Origin of the sequence: Arthrobacter sp. NPDC097144 (genome assembly GCF_044762205.1) — a bacterium.
GTDB lineage: Bacteria > Actinomycetota > Actinomycetes > Actinomycetales > Micrococcaceae > Arthrobacter_B.
This window is the reverse complement of sequence record NZ_JBIWDW010000005.1, coordinates 142443-165752: the sequence shown is the minus strand read 5'-3', so window position 1 is coordinate 165752 and position 23310 is coordinate 142443. Positions and strand designations below refer to the sequence as shown.

Below are 23310 nucleotides of genomic sequence, written 5' to 3'. Positions count from 1 at the left end.
TGTTCCGAAGTTATACCCCTAGGGGGTATGTGTCAATTTAGCCGGCCGAAATCAGCGCCCGGCAGGGACAAATGGACGCCGGCATACAGGGCTGCCCCTAGACGGAGATGGCCCGGTGCGGCAATCTGTGGTGGTAGGGGCCTCCGGAAAGAAGCAGCGAAGCCCGGACTTTAGCGTCGTCGTTCCCTGACAACTGTGAGGCCGCATGAGCGATCGTGAGCTACCCGGGGCACCCGGACTTGCCAGGCCAACCCGGATTCTGCTGACCCTGGCAGCTGCGGGCGGGGCCTGCTGGACGGTATGGGCAGGCCGGTCGATCCTGGGACCGCTGGTGTTGGCCGCGGCGCTCATCATTATCGCTCTGCCTGCACGAAGGCCGTTGGACCGGCGCGGGGCGCCAAGCTGGGTTGGGACACTCGCCGTCGTGGCAATTGCGTGGGGAATCCTGGTGGTTCTGGCCGCCTTGGTCCTGCTGGCTCTGGGCCAATTCGGGCTCATCCTCTCCGACTACGCGGGCCAGCTGGAAAAGAGCGCCGAGTCTTTTGAGTCGTTTTTCCAAAGCCTCGGATTCAACTCCCTGTCGATGGACGCGGTTGCCGGGGCAATCCAGCCATCTGCACTCCTGACAACTGCCTTCAACGCCGGCACGCAGCTGTTGGGCCTGGGCACGGCCGTCTTCTTTGTCTTCGCCTACGCGATGTTCCTCGGAATGGATGCTGTCCGGTGGCAGAATCCCCCGGCGGATCTCGCGGAAGCGAGCAGCAGGCGACTGCAGGCTTTCCAGCACTTCACCGCCGGAACCAACCGATACTTCCTCGTGAACTCGATTTTCGGGCTGATCGTCGCGGTGATTGACGGACTCGCCCTGTGGGCCCTTGGGGTACCCGGCCCGTTCGTCTGGGCAGTGCTCGCGTTCGTTACCAACTACATCCCCAATATTGGTTTCGTCCTCGGCGTGGTGCCTCCCGTCGTGCTCGCTGTCGCGGTTGGCGGCTGGGGTCTGGGGCTGCTGGTGCTGGCCATTTACTGCCTCGTCAACGTCACGCTCCAAGTCCTGATCCAGCCCCGGTTCGTGGGGGAAACAGTGCGGCTGAGCGTCACGCTGACCTTCGTCTCGGTGGTTGTCTGGACAACCCTGCTGGGAGCGGTCGGCTCGCTCCTGGCTGTGCCGCTTACCCTCTTCGCCCGCTTCCTGATCATCGGCGGAGATCCCGGTGCGCGCTTCGCCCAGTGGATAACCGGCGACGACGGCCCGGAGGATCCCCCGGCCGGAGGCACCCCGGCATGATCATCTTCGATTGACTCCCCACGGAGGACCCATGTCCGAGACAGCTCCCCCGCGTCCGGCGGGCTCACGCGCGCCCGCGGTCCGGATCCGCGGCGCACGCGTCCACAACCTTCGGGACGTGGACGTAGACGTTCCCCTGGACCGGCTGGTCGCCGTGGCCGGCGTCTCCGGGTCGGGAAAGTCGTCGCTGGCCATGGGTGTGCTGTACGCCGAGGGGTCGCGGAGGTACATCGAAGCACTGTCCACCTACACCCGCCGCCGGATGTCTCACGCCTCGCGCGCCGCCGTCGACTCCGTCCGCCACGTTCCCGCCGCCCTTGCCCTGCACCAGCGCCCAGGCGTGCCGGGGGTGCGTTCCACGTTCGGCACATCCACGGAGCTGCTGAACGTGCTGCGTGTGATGTTCTCGCGGCTCGGTTCGCATCTGTGTCCCAACGGGCACCGGCTGCCGCCCACCATTGATGTCGCGGCGGACAAGGAACTGGTGTGCCCCGAGTGCGGGGCGGTTTTCCGTCCACCCGGGGCGGAGTCGCTGGCCTTCAACTCCGACGGCGCGTGCCCGGTCTGCGAGGGCACCGGCACGGTCCGCGAGATCAACGACGCCGCACTGGTCCCGGATCCGTCCAAGTCCATCGACGAGGGCGCGGTGGCGCCGTGGAGAATGTTCGGCCTGACCGTGATGCCGCAGGTCGTGGCCGAGATGGGTGTGCGCACCGACGTGCCCTACGCAGACTTAACCGAACAGGAGCAGCAGATTGTGCTGGCCGGGCCGGAGGAGAAAAAGCACATCAGCGTCCCCTCCAAAAGCGGCAAACTGTTCGAGCTCAACTTCACCTACCGCAACGCCCGTCGTGCCGTCCGGGAGGCATTGAACAACGCCACCAGCGAAAAGGGCCTGGCCCGCGTCAACCGCTTCATCAGGTCAGGCATCTGCCCCGCCTGCCGCGGCACCCGTCTTTCCCCGGCAGCCCTCGGCGCCCAGGTAGCGGGCCTGAACCTGGCGGAAGCCACCGCCCAGACACTGGACGAGGCACTCGCCTGGGTTTCCGGCGTCGTCGCGCCGCTGCCAACGGAAATGCATCCGATGGCACGGATGATCGTTGCCCAGTTCCAGGACATGGCACGCCGTCTGGTCCAGCTCGGCCTGGGTTATCTGGGCCTGGACCGCGCCGGTGCAACCCTGTCCACCGGCGAGCGCCAGCGGGTCCAGCTGGCCCGCGCCGTACGGAATGAAACCACCGGGGTGCTCTACGTCCTGGACGAGCCGTCCATTGGTTTGCATCCCGTCAACGTGGAAGGACTCATAGGTGTGATGCGTGACCTGCTTGACGGCGGGAACTCCGTGGTGCTGGTGGACCACGACGTGCAGGTGCTGCGTGAGGCGGACTGGATGATCGAACTCGGGCCCGGCTCAGGGGCCGAGGGCGGGAAGGTCATTGCACAGGGAACCCTTCAAACCATTGAAGCGGACCCGGCGTCACTGATCGCGCCCTTCCTCCGCGGCGGAACAGGCACAGTGGTACGGAAGCGCACCGCCGCCGCGGCACTGTATGAGCAGGGAACTCTGCGGCTGGCCACGTCCCCGCTGCATACGGTCCACGCCCTCGACGTCGCCATCCCGAAGGGCCGGCTCACCGCCGTTACCGGCGTCTCGGGTTCCGGTAAAACGACTCTGGTCCTGGACAGCCTCGTCCCGGCCGTCACCGCTTCCGCGAACCCCTCAGCCCTCCCGGACCATGTCCGTTCCATGGATCCGGCAGGAATTGTCCGGGCGGATGTGGTGGATGCGACGCCCATCGGAGTGAACATCCGCTCCACCGTGGCCACCTATTCGGGGATCCTCGACGAACTGCGCCGCGCCTATGCCGCCACTGATGCCGCCCGGGAACGCGGGCTGAAAGCCGGGGACTTCTCCTACAACACCGGGTCGCTGCGCTGTCCGCGCTGCGAGGGCACCGGCCAGGTGGTCCTGGACGTCCAGTTCCTGCCCGACGTCGACATCCCCTGCCCCGACTGCAGCGGTTCGCGCTACGCCCCCGCCGCTGATGCAATCCTGCTGGAGATCGGATGCGGAGAATTCCCGCTGCCGGCCCTGCTCGCCCTCACGGTCCGGGAGGCACGGACGGCACTGGAGAAGCGGCCGAAGATCCGGCGGAAGCTGCAGACCCTCATCGACTTGGGGCTGGGTTATCTGACCCTGGGCGAGGACACCCCTGCCCTGTCCGGCGGAGAAGCACAGCGGCTCAAACTCGCCGGCGAGCTGGGGCGGGACCAGTCCGGCACCCTGTTTGTCCTGGATGAGCCCTCCGTGGGCCTGCACCCCCTGGACACCCGGACCCTGATCAAGGTGCTGGACCGTCTACTGGCGAAAGGCGCCACGATCGTGGTGATCGAACACGACCTGGACCTGATCGCCAACGCGGACTGCGTGATCGATCTGGGCCCGGGCGGCGGTGTCGACGGCGGCCGCATTGTTGCCAGCGGAACCCCCGGAGAGGTCGCCGCGAATCCTGCCAGCAAGACCGGATGTTTTCTCCAGGCCCACCTGAAGGAAGCAGCCGGTTAGAGCCGGAGACCGGCTGGACAAGCCGGCCAGCTAGGCTGGGCGGATGGCAACAGTAATCCTCGTGCGGCACGGCCGCACCACAGCGAATGCGTCCGGACTGCTGGCCGGCCGCACCCCCGGCGTCGAACTCGATGAAGTTGGCCGCGGGCAGGCGGCGGCCACCGGAAACCGGATCGCAGCGGTTCCCCTCGCGGGAGTGGTGTCCAGCCCGCTGGAACGCTGCCGGCAGACGGCGCAATTCATCCTGGACCACCAGCAGGGAATCCCGCATACCCCAATAGAGTCCGATCTGACCGAGTGCGATTACGGCCAGTGGCAGGGCCGCACCCTCAGCGACCTGGCCAAGGAAAACCTCTGGTCGGCCGTACAGACGCAACCGTCCGCCGTCACTTTTCCCGGCGGCGAATCCATGGCCGGCATGCAGGCCAGGTCCGTAGCGGCAATCCGGCGCCACGACGCCTCCTTCGAAGCCGAGCACGGCCCGGGAGCCGTGTGGGCAGCGGTGAGCCACGGCGACATCATCAAGTCGGTCCTCGCCGATGCGCTGGGCATGCACCTTGACCTGTTCCAGCGGATCACTGTGGGCCCGGCCTCCGTTTCCATCGTGCACTACGGCAAGGGACGCCCCACCGTCTTGGCAACCAACACCGACGCCGGAGATCTGTCCTGGCTGGCAGCGAGTCCCACAGCGGAGGATGCTCCGGTGGGCGGTGGCGCAGGGCACACGGCACCACCGGCGGGATGAGCCTAAGATAGTCCCATGCCTACAACCGTTCACGAGTTCGTCTGGCCTGACCGCGTCGTCGTCGGCACTGTCGGCGTACCGGGCCAGCGCACCTTCTACCTTCAGGTGCAAGCAGGGAAGCAGATCGTCAGCATTGCCCTGGAGAAGCAGCAGTCAGCTCAGCTCGCCGAGAAGATCGACGAGATCCTTGACCAGCTGATGACCGTTGAGGGCAATCCCTTCCACGTTCCCGCGAGCACACCAATCGAGCTTGTCGACAACGATGATCTCGCGACCGTCTCGGAACAGTTCCGCGCAGGAGTGATGAGCCTGGGCTGGGATCCAACAACGGCACAGCTCGTCATTGAGGCTTACCCGCTCGAGGAAGTTGATCCGGACGATGACGGATTCCTCGAGGAGGACGACGACGCCGACCCCGCCGAGGTACTGCGGGTCAGCATGCCGGTGGGCACCGCGCGGGCCTTTGCCAAGCGCACCCGGGAAGTCGTGGGCGCCGGACGTCCCATCTGCGTGATCTGCGGACAGCCGATCGACGCCGACGGACACACCTGCACCTTCCCCGAGGCCTGATGCCCGCACCCGACCTGGTGACCGCAGAGCTCACGCTCACCGGCCGCATTACGACGGCGTCCAACGCCACCTTCCTGGGGCACATCGGTGACGCCGCCGTTGTCTACAAACCCATGGCGGGTGAGAAGCCGCTCTGGGATTTTCCCGACGGTTTTCTGGCGCACCGCGAGGTCGCCGCCTATCTGGTGTCCGAGTTTTTAGGCTGGAATATTGTGCCGCGCACCTGGCTGCGCGACGGTCCGCTTGGCGAGGGCATGGTCCAGCTCTGGCAGGACACCGACCCCGGGCAAAGCGCTGTGGACCTGGTGGCAGAAGATGACGTGCCCGCTGCCGGGTGGAAGCAGGTCCTCGAGGGTCAGGACGACAGCGGCCGCATTGTCGCCCTCATCCACGAAGACACGCAGGCGCTGCGCCGGATGGCGGTATTCGATGTCATTGTCAACAATGCCGACCGCAAGGGCGACCACGTGCTCACCATGAGCGGCGGGCACCGGTACGGAGTGGACCACGGCCTCACCTTCCACAGTGAGCACAAGCTGCGCACCGTCCTGTGGGGCTGGATGGGCGAGGAGCTGAACGCGGAGGAGCTCGACGGCGTGGGGCGGGTCCTCGAAGGACTGCAGGGCGAGCTTGGCGCGAAGCTGGCCGAACTGCTCACTGCCGAGGAACTTGAGTCGTTCGCCGCACGCTGCGTCCGGCTACAGGCGGAGGGGCTCTTTCCCGCCCCGCACGGGCAAATGCCGCCCGTGCCCTGGCCGCTCTTCTAGAGGCTGGCCGGTTTTCCAGAGTCAGGCCAGACGTCAAGAAACCGCACACGGGCCGCAGCCGCATTTCCGCAGATCGTAAATGGCCTTAAAGGTCCTTCACAGCCCGGATAGCTGCGACGGCCCGTGGGAAACCCACATACGGGAAGCAGTGAACCAGGGCCGCAACAATCACTGTTGGGGAATGGCCGACCTGCAGGCAGGCACGGCCGTGCGGACCGAGCTGGGCTGATGTATCTCCTATTGCCGTAAACGCGCAGAGCGCCAGCAATTCCCGCTGGGGAACGGAAAGCCCGCCGCGCGTGTAAAAATCCCCAAAATAGAACTCGGTGAGAAACCGGGGCAATGCCTCATTGAACGGCTCCGGCAGATCTGCGAGATTGTCCCTGATTTCAGTGCCGTACAGCGGCATCTGTTCGGCGAGTCCGCGCTGGTAGCGGCCGGCGTCGTCGCCCTTGCCTTCATTTGGCAGCGGCAGCTCAATTCCGTGATCCCCGAAAACCTCGTTGATCGTACGGACAGCGTTGAGGGTGCGGGGAAAGCCGATGATGGGAGCCAACTGATACACCGCTTCACGGATCTGCGACGCCGGCACACCGACACGAAGGGCGGCCGACGTATGGGCACCCAGCTGGGGAAGTGTCTGCAGGCAGGCCAGCACAGTGACTGTAATCAGTTCCCGGGTCCGGTCATCCAGCACGCCTGTGCCAAAAATATCGGCAAAGATGAAACCGCGCAGGATCTCCATGAGCTCGGGGTCGTCCTCGCTGCCGTCCCGGTCCCGCGGACCGAACAGCCTCTCATACGTCGCTTCGGCCTGCTCTCTTCGGGAGGGGGTGCCCTGCCCAGAGTCAGGGGTTGAGTTCGATGCATTCACAGTGTGCTCCTTGGTCCGGCGCCGGGGCTGGGGCGGGGAACTTGGGCTGGGACTACCCATGCAAGCATGATGCGGGAGGTACCGCCATAGTTGCCGCCCCGGCAGACCCGCCGGAGCTGCACCGCCGAACGGATGCTGCAGCAGGAACGAGTGTGAGGAGTTTTTGATTTGCCGGGTCAAAATCCCTTGTGCCGGAATACGCTGAATGGGCCGTATCCTCGCCCAAGGAGCATTGCATGAGCGAACATCCCAGTGCTGGAAGTGAGCAGCTGCAGGTCCAAGCAGTGGTTCGTGACATGGTTATTCCGGCCGGGGTCGCAGGTCCGGAGCCGCTGATGATCGATGTGCGCTGTTACGCCGTGGCCCAGCCGGCGGGCATCGTCATCATTGATACCGGGATGCCCGACGCCGAGGCAGGTATTGCCGCAGCGGTCCAGGCCCTCGGGGGAAGTTTCGATGACGTGCGTGACATCGTCGTCACGCATTCGCACGCCGACCATACCGGCTCCCTTTTTGCTCTTGCCGAGAAGGCTCCCCTGGCGGCGATCTATGCGGGCGGCTCCGATGCGCCGAATATCCGGGCACCCCACGGGGTTACACCCATCGGGGAAGGGACAGTGATTCAGGGCTTCGAGGTTCTTGCCACTCCCGGGCACACCGCCGGCCATGTGTGCCTTTTCCACTCACCAACCGGGACCCTGTTTATTGCCGACGCCGCCGCCTCTGAACGCGGTGACGCAATCCGGCCTCCCGAACTGTTCACAGCGGACGCCCTACGCGCCGAAGAATCCCTGGCACGAATCGCCGAGCTTGGCCCGGCACGCGTGCTTTTTTCGCACGGACCTGAGCTCGAGGCTCCGGCACAAGCACTTAGCCGGCTCATCGGCAGTACGCATCCGCCTGCCTGACAGGTACCGCAGCACCGGGACCTCCCAGGGGTTCGGTGTCTGCCTCCCACGTCCAGCGGCCGGCAGGCACAGTTCCTTTTCTGCAGTCCTATTCGGCGAAAAGTGAATCTAATTCACGGTGACGGAGGTGGGCTGAACAATGTATTCAAGTACCTGTGAAGCGTCCCTGCGGATTCGGCCGGAATTCGGGCTAGGGTGAATTCATGGAAACGGACATCGACGTCAAAATCACCCGCGGACGGAATCTCCTTTGGCTGATCCATCTCGGGGGCATACTCATTCTGGCGGCCTGCTTCGCGTACGGATCCACCATCTATGATTCCCTCCCCGAAACGATTCCCACCCACTGGGGAGCAAGCAGCACGCCCGATGAATGGGCTGACAAGTCCTTCGGTTCCGTTTTCGCCCCGCTGCTGGTCGGCGCCGGTATAAGCGTCTTCCTGGCCCTGATTGCTGCTGCAGCTCCCTTCATGATTCCTCCAAACCAAAATGCCACACCGTGGGAACTCTGGCGCAGGGAAGGAACAATTCGGGGCCTTGTTGCGGGAATGGGAGGAATGTCCGTCCTGCTGGCAGCCCTTATGGGTGTGATGTCGGTGTCAGCGTGGAGAAATCCGGACGGCTTTCCTTCCGCATCCGTGCTCATCTTGATTGTCCTGATCCTGGTTGGTGTCATTGCCGCCTCTGCCCTGTCCTCCCGCTGGGCTCGCCGGACAGCACTGAGGAACGGGATCACGCCCACGGTCCCGGAGCAGGAAGAGGACAAGCTGTGGATAGCCGGAGGCATCTACAACAATGCGAAGGATCCCCGCGTCATCGTTCCCAAGCGAGCAGGTTTCGGCACCGGCGTCACAGTGAACGTCGGAAACTCCAAGGGGCGCGCCGCCGTCGTCATTTTCCTGGCGGTCTTTGTGGGGATTCCGCTTGTCCTCTTGGGCGTTTCAGCGCTCTAGGCAGTGTGATTTGGGATGCTTTCGGAATAACCGGTGCTTTGCCCCCTGTTGTCGCTGGATATACGAACTACGGCCCGGGGCACTTTCAGTCCTGATGCCAACAACAGAAGGAAGCCTCCACCCGTGAAACTCTTTACCCCGCTCACCGTCGGCACCATGGAACTGCCCAACCGCCTCGTCATGGCACCCATGTCCCGCGTGCGCGCCGACCGCAGCGGCGTCCCCACCGACATCATGGTCGAGCACTACCGCCAGCGCGCCTCCCTGGGCCTGATCGTCACGGACGGCATCTATCCCTCCTTCACCGGCCAGGGCAATGCCCTGATGCCCGGCCTGGTCACCGAGGAACACGTCACCGGCTGGAAGCGCGTCACCGACGCCGTCCACGAAGCCGGCGGCCGGATCGTCGCCCAGCTCATGCACTCCGGACGCGTCGCCCACGAAAACATCAACGGCGGACGCCAGCCGCAGGCCCCCAGCGCCATCGCCCTCTCCGGCATGGCCCACACCTACGACGGCAAGCAGGCCTTCCCTGTGCCGCACGCCCTCACCGAAGCCGAACTCCCCGGCGTCGTCTCCGACTTCGTTTCCGCCGCGCAGAACGCGATGAAGGCAGGGTTCGACGGCGTCGAGCTGCACGGTGCCAACGGCTACCTGCTGCAGGAATTCCTCTCCCCCGTCTCCAACACCCGCACCGACAACTACGGCGGCTCCCCGGAAAACCGCGCCCGGATGGTCATTGAGACCTTCCGTGCCGTGGCCGAAGCCATCGGCGCCGAGTACACCGGCATCCGCATCTCCCCGGAGCACAACATCCAGGACGTCCTGGAAACCGACCGCGCCGACGTGACCGCCACCTACACCGCCCTGGTGGACGGCATCGCCGACCTCAAGCCGGCCTACCTGTCCATCCTGCACAAGGACCCGGCCGATGAGCTGGTCCAGGGACTGCGCCGCCGCTTCAACGGTCCCGTACTACTGAACACCGGCTTCGGCACGGTCACCAGCCGCGAGGACGCCATCATGCTCCTCGAAGAGGACCTGGCCGACGCCGTCGTCGTCGGCCGTCCCGTCATCGCCAACCCCGACCTGGCCCGCCGCTGGCAGGAAGACCTGCCGCTGAACGAGATCGACCAGGCCACCGTCTACACCGACGGTGCCGCCGGCTACACGGACTACCCGGTGCTGGCTCCCGTTTCCTAACCGGATTCACGGCGCGATCCCGGGCAGGCGCCCGGGGAACAGAAGAAGCAGGAACCGGATGAGCCGGTTCCTGCTTCTTCTTGTGCCATGTGGGGCTGAACTGTTTCTCGGTGTTCCCGTCCTGCCGCGGACAGGCCAACCACAGGGCTCTTACGTAGCGTCGCCTCCGGGGGCAGCGGGTCCGGTGGGCCAGCGCAGCAGGGCGGCAATTTCCACCCCTCCTGGCAGGACGCCGTCGGGCACCAAAAGCAGGCTGGCGTCCGTCAAAGCCGCCGCGCGCAGCAGTGCTGTCGGGGCAGGGACCCGGCCCAGCGACTCCGCTCCGAGGGCTTGTTCCTCCGCGGTGGCAACCCACGGCTCGCTGGCCAGAACCAGCAGCTGACGGTCGCTGAGCGCTTTGTCGTTGAGGATCAGCACATCAACCTGGGCCTGCTGAAGCGCATGGACCACAGCACCCACGCCGACGGCGGATTCGGGGTTAGCCTGCCCCTCCTGCAAGGCAAGACGGTCCATAATTTGTTCCTGCTCGGCTGCCCACTGCAAAGCGATGCGTTCCTGGACCTTGTCCTGGAAAAGCTGCTGGTGGGAGTCTTCCGGCCGAGGTTCGGAATCAATCATGGTGACCAGCGGCTTGTGCGCCTCAGCCAGCTGGTTCTGCACCAGCCCCCGGGCACGGATGTCTCCCGCGAGCACAATCAGCCGGGCACCGCTGCTGTCGACGATCCGGTCGATCTGTCCCGCAACTTCCTCTGCGTTCCGGCGCCAGATCTCTTCGGTCCGGCGCTGTTGTTTGCTCTGTGCCCAGTCCACACCGGCGGAAAGTTTGCTGATGTCCTCGGTGGACCCCCTGACACCTTCCACTGCAGCGGGTCCGGGGCGGCCTACGTACTCCAGCCGGATCTCGGCGTCCTCCCGTGTTGCTTCCGCAACGACATACGGGAACTCTTCGGGTCGGTGTTTGATGAGCGGCAGCAGGTTCGGAACAGGGCTCACGGCAACCTGTTTTGGGGTCACCAGCGGGCCGGGCAGCAACTCGTTCAACTCCACCGTTCCCTGCCGGACGAGGACAAAGCGGGAGATCGGGGCGGGCAGTCCGCGCGCAGGATCCACGGCAGTTTCCATGGCTTCCTGGTCCTCTGGTGGAGCCCCCTGCTGAGCCAGGGATGCGCGAACATCACCGGGACGGACTTCGGCAGCTTCCGCACCTTCCGCGCCTCCGGCACTGGCGTCCACGTACGCGAGGCACCATGGACCTTGCTTTCGATATAGATCAGCAAATCTGCTGAGATGCTCCGTCATGTCGATCTCCTTCCCGCGCAGGGGCGGCCGCATATCGGTTGGAACCGTGCCTCCCAGCTAACACCGGTTGTGCCGGGAGTTGAAGAGTCCCCACTCCCCCCGGGCCTGCTAATCCAAGCTGGGACAGTCACCCCACTGTCAACGAGCAGTTGATCGACTGCATCAGGGGTCCCATTCGTCCCCGCTAACCGCTCAGGCCTGTCCGGCACAAGGGCGGTGCCCCGGGTGCCGCCCACCCCGCGCTACCCGGCTTAGCTTCCGGATGTATCCCGGCTTAGCTTCCGGATGCGCCCGGGTCAGCAACTCCAACACGGGCGGGCCAGCGGCCGGTCATCTGGTGATATTCAATGGCCTGCAGCAGAGGGCCCACATCGAAAGCCCCGATGTTGATGCTGAGCTTCGCGCCGTGAATGGACGTGATCGTCAGGATCTGCTGACCTCTGGATCTGAACAGGCTGTAGCGCGCAATGTCGCTGTAGGGAACAAGGTGTTCCGTTCCGAAGGCGGTGCGAAACACCACTTCGTCTGCCCGCGGATCGACGTAGAAATTCCGGTACATCGCCACGAAAGCGAGCCCGCCAGCAAAAATGGCCGCCGCGGCAATCCGGGCTCCGGGAGGCATGCCGGGTGAGGCAAAGGCCACCAGCCCCATCAGAAGTCCCACGCATATGAACAACCAGCCGACCACCGGCACTGCCTTCGGCAGCCGGACCTGATGAGGGTTCTCCTTGGACCGGTTCGGATGGGTCCGCGCCCACCAGCCGATGCCCGTGACTCCCAGCATGATGCAGCTAATGAGGACGAGCTTCAGGAAGAGTTGTTCTGCCACGTCGATCTGCCTCTCATAACTGCCAAACCCGGCCCGGAAACCCTAAGTAGGCACCGGGCTCCAAGAGAATCTACTGTACTTGGAACCCGCTCCGACTGGTCTCCTGCAGCGGGTGGGTACAGCTCCCCCGGTTTAGCTGGCGGGATCGTCCATGAAGGCGCGCACTTCCTGGGCACACCGGCAGGCCGCCGCCATTTTTGCAGCCCATTCCAGAGCTGCCTCTCGCGATGGCAGTTCCAGCACGGCGTATCCGCCTTCAATCTGCCTCGTCTGCGGGTATGTGCCCTCGATAACCGTTCCGGCGCCGTCGACCATCACCGGCCGAATGTTCTCATCAATGCCTCCGCCGAACACCCACACGCCCGCGTCCTTCGCCTCCTGCATCACTGTATGCGCTGCTTCCGCAACCGCCGGCAGATCCCCTGCCGGGAGCACCATGGCGCTGCTGGGGAATGAGATCAGATACTTCGTCATTGCGTCGCCTCCTTAGGGTGGCTGACTGTTTTCGCTGGTTGATGTGGCTTTGTCATCGTGCTCCGGCCGCACAGCGCGGGCCGATTCCTAGAGACTCTCGTACGATTGCCCGTGCGGGCCTGCCAGGCCACAGGCCTTACCGTTGACTGCCACAATCGTGCGCCCATTGACGGGCTTCCGCACCTGTTCGGCGACGGACGGCAGCACCCCAGCACCCTCATTGCTGATCCAGACGACGTCCGGGTACGCCTCCATCAACTCAACAAAACGCCGTCGGTCCTCAGCCTGCAGATAGACCAGCACCGCACTGTGGAACACCACCACAGTGGAGCCTTCGGGTGCCTGAGCGATGAGTGCCGGAACCGTTTCGAGAAGGTCTCCCCGGACGAGCTGCGCCGGTTCTGCGGCTGCGATGCGTGAGGCTCCGCGTAGGCGGTTGCGCCGTTCCTCATGCTCCGGCCACACGAGTGCCTCAAGCCAGGCCATCTGCTCCGGATCGTGGACATTCAGTGGATTCAGATCCACTCCGGCCCGCCAGACGACGTCGGGAAGCTGCGCGGGCAGCGCAGTCTCGTCGATCAGGCACGGGATCGCCACGTCACTCGGTCCTGGCGAAGGGTCCAGAGCGACCACACTGTCTCCGACGTCGTAACGGTAACTGTACCGATCCGGATACAGGCACAGCCCTGCCGAAGCGCCCGCCTCAATGAGGCTGATCGGACCATCCAGGCGACTGAGCAGCGGCAGCAGCACGGCACATCTGGCCGCTTCATTGGTTTGGGTTGAACGAGCCATCGCCACGGGAACCACCTCGCTCCAGTGCGTCATTAACCAGTTCCTGAACGGCGCGTACTTCTGTTCAGGCGCTCCCAGCAGACGAGCGACAGCGAACACCAGGTTGGGTTGACGCTTGCTCCGGGCAAGCGAGGTGATCAGTGCGCAGATCTCCGGGTCTTCGGAGACTCCCCTGGCCCATGCTTCAAAGATGGGCGATACCCCCGCAGCTTCGAGCGTTGCGAACCGTTGATAGATCTCAGCTACCCCATCCATGGGCACACCCTAGCAGGCCGGATTGCTCCATTTTCGAGTGTCGTCTGTGGCAGGATCGAACCCATGGTCCGCTCTCCAGCCCTCGTCCTGATCGGCCCGGCGGCTGTCGGCAAGACCACCGTTGGCGAACTGGTTGCTGCGCAGCTCGGGCTGCCGTTTGTGGACCTCGATGAAATCGGTGAGCGCTATTACGCCGAGATTGGCTGGAGTATCCAGCGGCTTGTGGACTGCACCGAGCAGTTCGGCCGGGTTGCTGCGGAAAGAGAATGGGAGCCTGCCCGAGCGCATGCGGTCCGTCGTGCGGTGGAAGATCATCCGGAGAGCGTTATGGCGTTGGGTGCCGGCCACACCTCTTTCTATGATCCGGATTGCGTCGCGTCTGTAACCAGCTCGCTTGCCCCTGTGCCCAATGTGGTGCTGATCCTGCCCTCTCCGGACCGTTCGGCAGCTCTGGCCGAGTTGCGGCGCCGGTCACTCAGATCCAAGGAAACCACGTGGATTTCTGCCGGACATGATTTTCTCGCTGAATGGCACGACGACGTCGGGACGCGTTCCCTGGCCACCGATGTCGTCTTTACGGCTGGGAATACGCCTCAAGGAACAGCCGAACAGATAGTGGCGAACATCCTGCAGCGTAACCGCCTGTCGACTTAGAGGTGCGGCGAATTAGGCCACTAAATGGAGCGGATGCATGGAAGCGCGGCTGCCTAGAAAGGGGCCGTCTAGAAGGGTGGCGGATTCTCACCGTAGTCGTAGGGATCGGGGTCGTCGGGTGATCCCCATAGCGACGATGCCGGCGGCGCACCCGTGGCGGCACTTGAGGCAGCGTCTGGCACGCCCATGCCAGCACCCGGCGTTCCCGTGAATGGAGAAGCGGAATCCGTGCCGGCACCCGAGGCAAGATGAAGATGGGGTTCGGTGCGGTAGACCCGGCCTCCCGGTGAAACCCATTCAATAATCCCGGGCGAGTGCTGTCTTGCTTTCCAGAACCCCCGGGTCTTGAACATGTGATGCCTCCGGCACAGGTGTTCGAGGTTGTCATGATCCGTTGTCCCGCCGCGGGACCAGGGGGTGGTGTGGTCGATCTCGGAGATCAGGGCGTTGGTGCGGCAGCCCGGGAACCGGCAGGTACCGTCCCGGGCGCGCAGCCAGCGCTGGAGTCCGGGCGGGACTTTGCGGCGGCGGCCGACCCGCAGGATCTCTTCGGTGTCCGGGTCGCGTTCCACCGGAGTCCACCGGGCGGCCTGGCGTGCGAGTCTGCGGGCTGTTTCGGCGCTGATCGGCCCGTACCCGTGCAGCTCGGCAGGATCTTCATCGGCTCCGAGCAGGGTTTCGGCGGTGATCAGGACCAGAATCTCGGTGCGGGGACCGGAACCGTGTCTAATGGGACGGTCTCCTGCGCAGGCACCTGCACTCTCCCTTTCACCACCACGACTTCCACCTCCGTCTTCACTATCAGAGCGGTTGGGGCCCCGGCCGATCCCGCCGCCAACACCACTGTCACCGCTGACAGCACTGTCGGACGTGTCAGGACGGTCAGCGCCGTCCTTCTCGCCCCGGACCCACACGCCGTCACCGTCAGTGTTGCTGCCCGGGCCTCCCGCCTTGGCGCCGCTGGTCAGCAGGTCCGCGAGGATATCGGCCCGCAGCTGATCCACCGGACGGGGATCCCCGACCGCCTGCTCGCCCCGGGCCGCAACACTGAGCTGCGTATAAATCGCCTGCGCCCGCTGCGCGGGAAGGAACGCTGACAACCACGACATCCCGTCCGTGTCCGGCTGTAAACACACGCGGCGGGTTTCAAACGCACTCATGTGCCGGACGGGAATGGTCTCCGGGTACCGGGTTTCACGCAGCCGGCGGGCTTTGACCCGGAACTGCGCCAGGGTCAGACCCCCACCACCCTGCTGCCCGGCCGCGACCAGCAGGTCCTGCTCGAACCCGGGCAGGTCAGCGGCAGGAATGTTCTGGGACTGCTCCAACACGGTTTGCACCTGCCCGTACCCGAGGGATCCCGCTTCCAGATGCTGAAGGGTGGCTGTGTGGGTGTGGCAGAGGGTGCCGGCGTCGATCATGAGCATCTTCGCGGTGCCGGTGGGCAGGTGCAGGATCGCTGCTGCTTCCTCCGCGGCAAGACTGAAAGCCAGCCCCGGATCCACCTGACGGCCTTCCACTGATCCTGTTCCCGGCAGGAAACCGTTCCGGAAAATGTCTTCCAGCCGGTTCAGGACTCTGGCCTGCTGGGCCTGAGCCCACCGGACAAGGTGATCCAACCGGGCCAGAACAGCACCGGCTTGATCCTGGTCAAAAACCTCAACACCCTGCAGAGCCAGACCACCGGTGAATCCGTCACGCCAGGACGAACCGGAAGAAACAGTCTCGACAGTGCCGGGCTCCGCAGAGTAGACGGACAGGCTCGGCCCCGGTGCCGTCCGGCCCCCGGCGCAAGCTTCACTGGCGCAAACATCATCCGCGCCAACATCACCCGAGCCAATGTCACCCGCGTAAGCACCACCGCTGCTTCCGCCCTTACCGGCAGAAGCGTTCCCTGAAGAAGATCCGTGCTGATCCATGCCAACAGGCTTTCACCCGCCACCGACATTCCCGACCCGAAAACAGCTCCGAAAGACCTAAAATCGACCCTTTTCATACGGGCCGAATACCCGTCTTTTTTCGAGCACGCTTTTATGCAACTTCTAACCATCGATATCCGCACCAGAACGATGCACCGTCACCAGCGCACCGGTCGGGGTCCCAAAATCACGGGCCGGGGCGGCCACAATGAGGCAGTTGTGGTGCCATCTCCCGGAAGGAACGGCAGGGCATTGACGGCCGGAAGGCGCGCAAGCCAGCGTGGTTCTATGACAAAGCCGGGCGACAAGGGCGCCGGACGCCCCCCGGGCACCGGAGCAGGAGACACCGAGACAACAGATACGTCCGGAATGACCAAACCAGCCTGCGCGACCGCATCAACGAGTGACGCCGCCACGGAGCTGCCTCCCAGTACGGCAGCAACCGCCGTTGATCGGATCTTCTTCGCCTTCAGCGGCCTCGCAGTCCTTTGGTTTGTGGTGCTGCTGCTCGTGGAAGGCCTGGAGCTGCGCGGGCACATCGCATTTTTAATCCTCTTCTGGGTGGCTCTGGCCTATTTGGTGCTGCCGCGTATGTACAGGATCATGTCGCAAATCCTGATTCCCAACTACTTCATGGGACGCACCCGGACCAACGCCGGATTATTCGGCGACGCCGTAAACCTCGCCTTCCTGGGGACGGAGGCACAGCTGCGCGGGGCCCTGGAACGGGCCGGCTGGAAGCTCGCAGATCCGGTCACGCTCGCCAGCAGCTGGCGGATTGTTTCCTCCACTCTGCTGCACCGCAGCTATCCGCACGCGCCGGTAAGTCCGCTGCTGCTTTTTGACCGGGAGCAGGATTTTGCCTATGAGCAGGAAATGCACGGCAACCCCCGCCAGCGCCACCATGTGCGGTTTTGGCGGTGCCCGGAAGGGTGGATGCTGCCCGGCGGGATCGCCGCGGACTGGCTGGGTGCCGCTTCCTTCGACCGCGCTGTCGGACTTTCCCTCTTCACGTTGCAGGTCACCCACAGGGTCGGTGAGAACATCGACGCCGAACGGGACTACCTGCTGTCCACCATCCAAGATTCCTCCCCCGAGGTGACGGTGCAGGTCATCAAGAACTTTTCCACCGGATACCACTCGCGCAACGGCGGGGGCGATTCGATTGTCACGGACGGTGATCTGCCGGTGACCGACCTGTCCCTGGTGCAGGAAACCGCAGTGCCGCAAACCCAAGTGTCGCAAACCCAAGTGCCGCAGACGGCGCTTACCGGATCCGGACGGACGGCAGCAGAAGGGCGGAACCCGTACGGGGTCCCGCGGCCGCCTCCCACCGTCGTCGGCGCAATTCTTGTGCTCCTGCGAGGCATCGCCGCACTGACGGTCGCTGCTCCGTTTCTGGCTCGGTTTGCCCATGCGGCGTGGGTGACGCAACTGCTGGGCGAAGAAAACCGCGGCCTCGCAGACTTGGGCGGTGCCTACGCTCCGGTGAGCGTCATCATGGCCCTCTTCGCCTGCGCCGAGGTGCTGCTGGCGGTATTGATCCTGAGGGGCAGCAACATTGCCCGCATCACGGCCATGTCCCTCAGCGCCGCCGCTATTATCCTGCAGATAAGTGCCGTCTTTGCAGGCACGGTGACCACCCTTGGCAGCAACTTTTTTGGCTATTCCTTCGACATCCTGCTCATCCTGGCCCTTTCCAGCAGCCGAGCGCGCGTCTACGCCCGCAGCCGCAGCAGGCGCAGGCGCCTGCGCCTCCGCAGCCATCAGCAGATGAGTAACGCTTGACCCACAGGCTGCTGTCGTCTTTTAACGCTTTGAAGCTGGACCTGCCCGCCGGGGTGAGGGGTATGGTCAGATGCTGTCTCGTTGAAGATCCCCGATCCCCCGGAAGGGAACCCACACCATGAGAATCCTCGTGACCGGATCAGCTGACGGACTCGGCAGGGCAGCAGCGGATTCGCTGCTCGCTGCAGGGCACGACGTCGTCGTTCACGCGCGCAACCGGGACCGTGCAGATGCTCTGGCCCCGCTGCTTGAGCGCGGGGCGGAACTCGTGGTCGGCGACTTTGGGGACCCCGAAGCGGTACGGCAGGTGGCCGCCGAACTCAATGCCGGAACGCCGCCGGACTCCGTGATCCACAACGCCGGGGTTGCGGGCGGCCGGCACGTCATGCCCGTCAACGTCATCGCACCCTACCTGCTCACCGCGCTGCTCAACGGACCGCAGCGGCATATCTACCTGAGCAGTAATGACCACTACGCCGGCCGCCCCTCCCTGGACGGCGTCGATTGGCAGGGCAACACGCCGGGTTCCTACGCGGACAGCAAGCTGTTTGTCACCACACTGGCTGCCGCGCTGGCCAAGCTGCGCCCGGATGTACTCAGCAATTCGGTGGACCCCGGCTGGGTGCCCACAAAAATGGGCGGCCGCGGTGCGCCCGATGATCTGGAGCTGGGCCATCAGACCCAGGTGTGGCTCGCTGTCAGCGACGATCCCGACGCGCTCACCAGCGGAGGCTACTGGTACCACGGACGACGGCGGCGGCCCCATGAGGCGGTGAACGACGGCGATTTCCAGGATGCGCTGCTGCGCACCCTGGCGAAGGAGACGGGAACGGCGCTGTAGCTAGCCAGCCGCACCCCCAAGTCGGAGGCCATCTTCGCGTATCCGGGTCCGGTATTGCAGCGGGGAAACACCGATGCTCCGTTTAAAGGCGGTGCTGAACGCGCTCTCGGACGAAAAGCCCAAATCCAGCGCCAGCGCCCGGATACGGGTGTCGCCGGAGCGCAGCTCCCGCTGGGCGGTAAGCATCCGCCAATTATTCAGGTACGCCCGAGGCGGCATTCCCGCCACTTCGCGGAAGCGTTCAGCAAATGCGGTGCGGGACATCGCGGCGGCTTTGGCGAGGTCCTGCAGGCTCCAGGGCCGGGACGGCTGGGCGTGAATCAGCGCTACCGCAGGCCGAAGCCGTTCATCAGCAAGAAGCTTCAGCCAGCCGGTAGGCAGCTCTGCATCTTCCATGAAGGCGCGGAGCACCTCCACCAGCAGGAGCTGCCCGTATTGCCGGACAGCAAACGCAGAGCCCATCCGTTCCCGGGACACTTCCTCGAACAGCCGTTCCATGAGCACATGCATATGGGGTGCGGCCGGAGTTCCGGAACGGATGTGCGCCACCGGCGGCAGCGCGTGCAGCAGCAGTTCCCGTCCGGTTGCATTCACGGCAACCCGGCCGCCGATGATGATGTCCTCCCCGCCGGCCGGCCCGTCCCCCACCCGGACGAAGGTGCCGCTGGCGGGCGGATCCAGACGCAGCCTGACGCCGCCGCCTTCCTCCGGGCCGCCTGTGTCGCCCTCAAGCCGGAGCCAGGTACGGCCGTTGAGTACTGCCACGTCGCCTGCCTCCAGGATCAGCGGGGCCTCCATCCCATCGGTTGAGACCCGCATCCGGCCCTGCACCATGGCGAAAAACTTCAGGTCCTCGTCCAGCTGGCTTTCTGACTCCCAGCGTCCGTGCACCGCGGTGCTGCCCGAAATTACGCCGCGGAGCTCGATAAAGTCCAGCACTTCGGATAACCGGTCGCTCGTTGTCATGTTTGTACAGTAGAGCAATAAAGCCGGACTTTTGCTTATTCCGCGTACGGATTCTCTCCGGCAGACTCAAAGTGTCGTCCCGGCCGGGACGGCGCTATTTCTCTAGGAGTCCCCATGGAAAACAACATGATTGCCCTCGTCACCGGTGCCAACAAGGGCATCGGCCGCCAGATCGCCGGCAAGCTCGCGGCACTGGGCCACACCGTGGTGGTCGCCGCCCGCAGCGCCGACGCCGGCGAGGCGGCTGCAGCGGAACTGCGCGCCGCCGGCGGCGAGGCTGTCGCCGTCGTCCTGGACGTGACGGACCCCGCTTCGGCGGCGGCCGCAGCGGACGAGGTCAAGCGCCGCTTTGGCCGGCTCGATGCCCTGGTCAATAACGCCGGCATCGTCGCCACGCCGGGGGTCAGCTTCGCCGCGCAGCAGCCCGGTTCTGCCGATGTGGAGGAGATCCGCGCCGTTTTCGAGACCAACTTCTTCGGCGTCATCACCGTGACCGCGGCTTTCCTGCCGCTGCTGCGCCTCTCCGCAGCTCCCCGGATTGTCAACGTGTCCAGTGTGGCCGGATCGCTGACCGCAGTCTCGGACCCGGCAAACAATGATCCGATTGCCGCCGGTTACGCGCCCTCCAAGACGGCGCTGACGTCCCTGACCCTGCAGTATGCGCGCGGCCTGGCCCCGGAAGGCATCTTGGTCAACGCGGTTTGCCCCGGTTTTGTGGCCACGGACCTGAACGGCTTCCGCGGCACCCGCACCCCCGAACAGGGTGCCCGGGCCGCAGTCCGGATGGCCACCATTCCTGCCGGCGGGCCCACCGGTACCTTCAGCGACGAAGACGGACCCCTGCCCTGGTAGGGCTATTGATGAAGCGGCCAGACCACCTTAAAGCGCTCGAACACCAGCTCGTCGGATTCAGACCAGGACCCTCCGCGCACGGCCGACGTGCGTTCCCAGTACTTCCGGTGCTCGCGCCGCCAGGACTCGAGGCTGAGATCATCCTCCCCTTCGTCCCGTGCAAAGGCCTCGTCGGCGTCGCGAAACGTGCCCAGCCTCAGTTCGGTGGTCCGCAGAACCGCCCGCGGCACACCGGCACTGTCACAGACAATCCAGTGGATGCCTATCCGCGGCAGCTGATCTCCGCCGTCGACATACTCCGCAACGAGTGAGGAGGTGGCGGTCTTCCGCCCGTCCAGCACCAGCGCCAGCAGCTCGTCGGCGAGTTGGGGGGAATCGCCGAAGGTTTCCACGTTGTACTGGCTGTCGGCAGCAGCCTGCTCGGGGTAGGCGGCGGCGTAGGCATCCCAGAGGAGCGCGGCGGCGTCAAAGTCTGGCGTTATTGGGTCGGAAGGGGTGTCCATACTGCCCAGTCTGTCATTGCCGCGAGCCATGCCGCACCCCCGTCGCCGCCCATATTAACGCAGGACGACGGCGGCACCCGGGTGCCGCCGTCGTCCTCCTCGGAACGGGATTAGGGCTGCGGCTGGCGAGCCGGCAGCAGCGGAGCGAAGAACTCCCCCAGCTCCGCAGTGGCCGTCAGCGGCAGTACGTTCGCCACGTACTGGTCGGGGCGGACCACCACCACAACTCCCCCGCGGTCCAGGCCGCGCTCTTCGAAAATGTCCGCCTGGGGATCAGCGCCGTAGACCTTGGCCAGGTCGGTGAGCCGGAACGGACCCACCTCGGGCTTGAAGACTGCCGGCACCGCGTTGATGTCGATCCCGTTGTGGTCCTGCTGGTAGATGACCTTGACATCGAACCAGGCATCGCGGTCAAGATCCGCCGGCGTGGCTGCCAGCGGAGACTCCGGAGCGCTCTCCAGCCAGGCAGCCAGATCGGTGACCGGAGACGGAGCTCCGGCCGGGGCGGAATCAGCGAACACGTAGATGCGCCAGCGGCCGTCGGCCTTGGCCTGATGTCCCAGGTGCACCGGGTTGGTGTCCGACACACGCCGCACGGTTGCGGACTTGAAGCGCTTGCCAATCGGGAACCCGGCGGCCAGCTCCTGATGCTTCGCTTCGGCAATCAGCATGGACGGCGTGTATTCGGTCATGAAACCGGCGGGGAACTCCGCGGTGCGCACGTAGAAGTCCTCGAGCTCGGAGGGATTCTCGAACTCCTCGGGCCGCTTCGCCATCAGAGTGGACCACTCCTTGTCGAAGTTGATGAGGTTCTGAGCCACCACCTGTCGTTCGGCCGAATACGTGGACAGCAGCGTCTCCGGGCTGCGGCCGTCCAGGACGTGGCCAAGCTTCCAGCCAATGTTGAAGCCGTCCTGCATGGACACGTTCATGCCCTGCCCGGCCTTGGCGCTGTGCGTGTGGCAGGCATCGCCGGTGATGAAGACGCGCGGCGAGCGGGTGCCCAGGTCTTCGGGCAGCACGTCATCAAACCGGTCGGTCAGCCGGTGGCCCACCTCGTAGACGCTGTGCCACGCGACGTTGCGGACGTCCAGCGTGTAGGGGGCGAGGATGCCGTTGGCCTTCGCGATGATCTGGTCAATGGTGGTTTTGCGGACGGCACCGTTGTCATCCTCGGCAACCACGCCGAGGTCCACGTACATCCGGAACAGGTGCCCGCCTTCGCGCGGAATGAGCAGGATGGACCCGCCGTTGGAGGACTGGATGGCGCACTTGGTGCGGATATCCGGGAAGTCTGTCTTGGCGAGCACATCCATGACGCCCCACGCATGGTTGGCCTGGTCACCTTCCAGGCTGCAGCCGATGGAGGCGCGGACCTTGCTGCGGGCGCCGTCGGAGCCCACCACATATTTGGCCTTCACCGTTCGTTCGGTGCCTTCATGGGGACCGGCGGTGTGCATCAGGGTGACGGTCACCGGGTACTCGGCGTCGTCGTCGACCTCCAGGCCAACGAACTCGAAACCGTAGTCAGGGGTCATGCGGGTGGGGGCGAAGGCCATCGCGCGGGCAAAATAATCCAGCACGCGGGCCTGATTGACGATCAGGTGCGGGAACTCGCTGATCCCGGCTTCGTCGTCGAGCGCACGACCGGAGCGGACGATGCGCGAGGGGTCCTCGGGGTCCGGGCGCCAGAAGCACATTTCCGTAATCCAGTACGCCTCGGCAGTGACCTCCTCTGCAAATCCAAAAGCCTGGAACGTTTCCACGCTGCGGGCCTGGATGCCGTCCGCCTGGCCAATGGCCAGCCGGCCGTCACGGCGTTCCACAATCCGGGTGGTGATGTTCGGGAACTGGGCCAGCTGCGCGGCAGTCAGCATCCCCGCCGGCCCTGATCCCACAATCAGCACGTCCATCTGATCGGGAAGGCCCTCGGGGCGGTCAATGCCGACGCCGGCGGCCGGCTGGATGCGCGGGTCTCCGGATACGTAGCCGTGATGGTGGAACTGCACGGGTGTCCTCACTTCTTTGTGTCTGCGGTTGCCGGCCTGCGGCGAGATGCGGCGCTGTTCGATATTTGAACACAACGTTCTATAGTCGAAACAGTCGGTGCGATCACTATACGGCAGGCATGACGCAGGTCACAAGCTGCGCAACCTTGAGAGTCTGCCGCTTAGAGGCAGCAGCCGTCCATGCAAAGGGCCGCCTGCCCTGCTCATTAATCCCGTTCCTGCCCCTGGCTATTGCCGTTAAGGGGATCCCCT

Annotated in this window: 21 protein-coding genes; 12 read left to right on the top strand and 9 right to left on the bottom strand. The window is 64.8% G+C overall.

The features are described 5' to 3' along the window. The first annotated feature begins 205 nt into the window (after window positions 1-205). From ACIQXM_RS13290 to ACIQXM_RS13270, 5 genes are read left to right on the top strand one after another with little or no spacing between them, the layout of a single operon-like run. On the top strand, window positions 206-1288 hold the full coding sequence (locus ACIQXM_RS13290) for an AI-2E family transporter (protein ID WP_400932224.1): 1083 nt from the start codon (window positions 206-208) through the stop codon (window positions 1286-1288). A 31-nt stretch (window positions 1289-1319) separates the two neighbouring features. Further along, window positions 1320-3854, top strand: coding sequence for an excinuclease ABC subunit UvrA (locus ACIQXM_RS13285; protein ID WP_400932222.1), 2535 nt, complete (start codon window positions 1320-1322; stop codon window positions 3852-3854). 43 nt (window positions 3855-3897) lie between these two features. Next, window positions 3898-4599: a histidine phosphatase family protein gene (locus tag ACIQXM_RS13280; RefSeq protein ID WP_400932220.1), complete on the top strand. Its 702-nt coding sequence runs from the start codon at window positions 3898-3900 to the stop codon at window positions 4597-4599. A gap of 15 nt (window positions 4600-4614) precedes the next feature. Continuing rightward, the gene (locus ACIQXM_RS13275; protein WP_400932218.1) at window positions 4615-5169 is read left to right on the top strand and encodes a DUF3090 family protein; all 555 of its coding nucleotides are present in this window, start codon (window positions 4615-4617) and stop codon (window positions 5167-5169) included. Continuing rightward, window positions 5169-5936 carry an SCO1664 family protein gene (locus ACIQXM_RS13270; protein WP_400932216.1) on the top strand — a complete coding sequence of 256 codons (768 nt, stop codon included), beginning with the start codon at window positions 5169-5171 and terminating at the stop codon, window positions 5934-5936. Before ACIQXM_RS13275 ends, ACIQXM_RS13270 begins: the two co-directional genes overlap by 1 nt. Window positions 5937-6021: 85 nt before the next feature. Here the strand turns inward: ACIQXM_RS13270 and ACIQXM_RS13265 are convergent, their stop codons facing one another. Beyond that, window positions 6022-6810 carry a carboxymuconolactone decarboxylase family protein gene (locus ACIQXM_RS13265; RefSeq protein ID WP_400932214.1) on the bottom strand — a complete coding sequence of 263 codons (789 nt, stop codon included), beginning with the start codon at window positions 6808-6810 and terminating at the stop codon, window positions 6022-6024. A gap of 236 nt (window positions 6811-7046) precedes the next feature. Between ACIQXM_RS13265 and ACIQXM_RS13260 the strand changes: the two genes are divergently transcribed. The 3 genes from ACIQXM_RS13260 (at window position 7047) to ACIQXM_RS13250 (ending at window position 9874) form a co-directional block, all read left to right on the top strand. After that, window positions 7047-7718: an MBL fold metallo-hydrolase gene (locus ACIQXM_RS13260; protein ID WP_400932212.1), complete on the top strand. Its 672-nt coding sequence runs from the start codon at window positions 7047-7049 to the stop codon at window positions 7716-7718. A 203-nt stretch (window positions 7719-7921) separates the two neighbouring features. After that, on the top strand, window positions 7922-8671 hold the full coding sequence (locus ACIQXM_RS13255; RefSeq protein ID WP_400932210.1) for a DUF1648 domain-containing protein: 750 nt from the start codon (window positions 7922-7924) through the stop codon (window positions 8669-8671). Between the two features lie 123 nt (window positions 8672-8794). Further along, window positions 8795-9874, top strand: a complete 1080-nt coding sequence (locus tag ACIQXM_RS13250; RefSeq protein WP_400932208.1) for an alkene reductase — start codon at window positions 8795-8797, stop codon at window positions 9872-9874. A 150-nt stretch (window positions 9875-10024) separates the two neighbouring features. Here the strand turns inward: ACIQXM_RS13250 and ACIQXM_RS13245 are convergent, their stop codons facing one another. The 4 genes from ACIQXM_RS13245 to ACIQXM_RS13230 all read right to left on the bottom strand — a co-directional run bounded on the left by ACIQXM_RS13245 (window position 10025) and on the right by ACIQXM_RS13230 (window position 13526). After that, window positions 10025-10996: a Vms1/Ankzf1 family peptidyl-tRNA hydrolase gene (locus tag ACIQXM_RS13245; protein ID WP_400932206.1), complete on the bottom strand. Its 972-nt coding sequence runs from the start codon at window positions 10994-10996 to the stop codon at window positions 10025-10027. Window positions 10997-11447: 451 nt separating this feature from the next. Continuing rightward, window positions 11448-12002: a hypothetical protein gene (locus ACIQXM_RS13240; RefSeq protein WP_400932204.1), complete on the bottom strand. Its 555-nt coding sequence runs from the start codon at window positions 12000-12002 to the stop codon at window positions 11448-11450. Window positions 12003-12134: 132 nt separating this feature from the next. Beyond that, complete coding sequence (locus ACIQXM_RS13235) at window positions 12135-12476, bottom strand: YciI family protein (protein WP_400932202.1); 342 nt, start codon at window positions 12474-12476, stop codon at window positions 12135-12137. Between the two features lie 87 nt (window positions 12477-12563). Next, the gene (locus tag ACIQXM_RS13230; protein ID WP_400932200.1) at window positions 12564-13526 is read right to left on the bottom strand and encodes a DUF2332 domain-containing protein; all 963 of its coding nucleotides are present in this window, start codon (window positions 13524-13526) and stop codon (window positions 12564-12566) included. Window positions 13527-13589: 63 nt separating this feature from the next. Between ACIQXM_RS13230 and ACIQXM_RS13225 the strand changes: the two genes are divergently transcribed. Beyond that, the gene (locus ACIQXM_RS13225) at window positions 13590-14180 is read left to right on the top strand and encodes a shikimate kinase (RefSeq protein WP_400932198.1); all 591 of its coding nucleotides are present in this window, start codon (window positions 13590-13592) and stop codon (window positions 14178-14180) included. Between the two features lie 68 nt (window positions 14181-14248). Here the strand turns inward: ACIQXM_RS13225 and ACIQXM_RS13220 are convergent, their stop codons facing one another. Further along, window positions 14249-16099, bottom strand: coding sequence for a DUF222 domain-containing protein (locus ACIQXM_RS13220; protein WP_400932196.1), 1851 nt, complete (start codon window positions 16097-16099; stop codon window positions 14249-14251). Window positions 16100-16468: 369 nt separating this feature from the next. Here ACIQXM_RS13220 and ACIQXM_RS13215 point away from each other — a divergent pair, with 369 nt between their 5' ends. Then, on the top strand, window positions 16469-17887 hold the full coding sequence (locus ACIQXM_RS13215; RefSeq protein WP_400932194.1) for an LssY C-terminal domain-containing protein: 1419 nt from the start codon (window positions 16469-16471) through the stop codon (window positions 17885-17887). Window positions 17888-18005: 118 nt separating this feature from the next. After that, entirely contained in the window at window positions 18006-18728 is a 723-nt protein-coding gene (locus ACIQXM_RS13210; protein ID WP_400932192.1) for an SDR family NAD(P)-dependent oxidoreductase, read from the top strand. On the opposite strand, the gene ACIQXM_RS13205 is transcribed toward ACIQXM_RS13210, so the two are convergent. After that, a complete protein-coding gene (locus ACIQXM_RS13205) occupies window positions 18729-19694 on the bottom strand; it encodes an AraC family transcriptional regulator (RefSeq protein ID WP_400932190.1) in 966 nt (321 codons plus the stop codon). It abuts the gene before it with no gap. 114 nt (window positions 19695-19808) lie between these two features. Between ACIQXM_RS13205 and ACIQXM_RS13200 the strand changes: the two genes are divergently transcribed. Continuing rightward, window positions 19809-20546: an SDR family NAD(P)-dependent oxidoreductase gene (locus ACIQXM_RS13200; RefSeq protein WP_400932188.1), complete on the top strand. Its 738-nt coding sequence runs from the start codon at window positions 19809-19811 to the stop codon at window positions 20544-20546. Window positions 20547-20548: 2 nt separating this feature from the next. Here ACIQXM_RS13200 and ACIQXM_RS13195 read toward each other — a convergent pair whose 3' ends face one another. Both ACIQXM_RS13195 and ACIQXM_RS13190 read right to left on the bottom strand, forming a co-directional pair. Continuing rightward, window positions 20549-21049 carry an ASCH domain-containing protein gene (locus ACIQXM_RS13195; RefSeq protein WP_400932186.1) on the bottom strand — a complete coding sequence of 167 codons (501 nt, stop codon included), beginning with the start codon at window positions 21047-21049 and terminating at the stop codon, window positions 20549-20551. A 110-nt stretch (window positions 21050-21159) separates the two neighbouring features. Continuing rightward, entirely contained in the window at window positions 21160-23058 is a 1899-nt protein-coding gene (locus tag ACIQXM_RS13190) for an FAD-binding monooxygenase (protein WP_400932184.1), read from the bottom strand. Window positions 23059-23310: the final 252 nt, after the last annotated feature.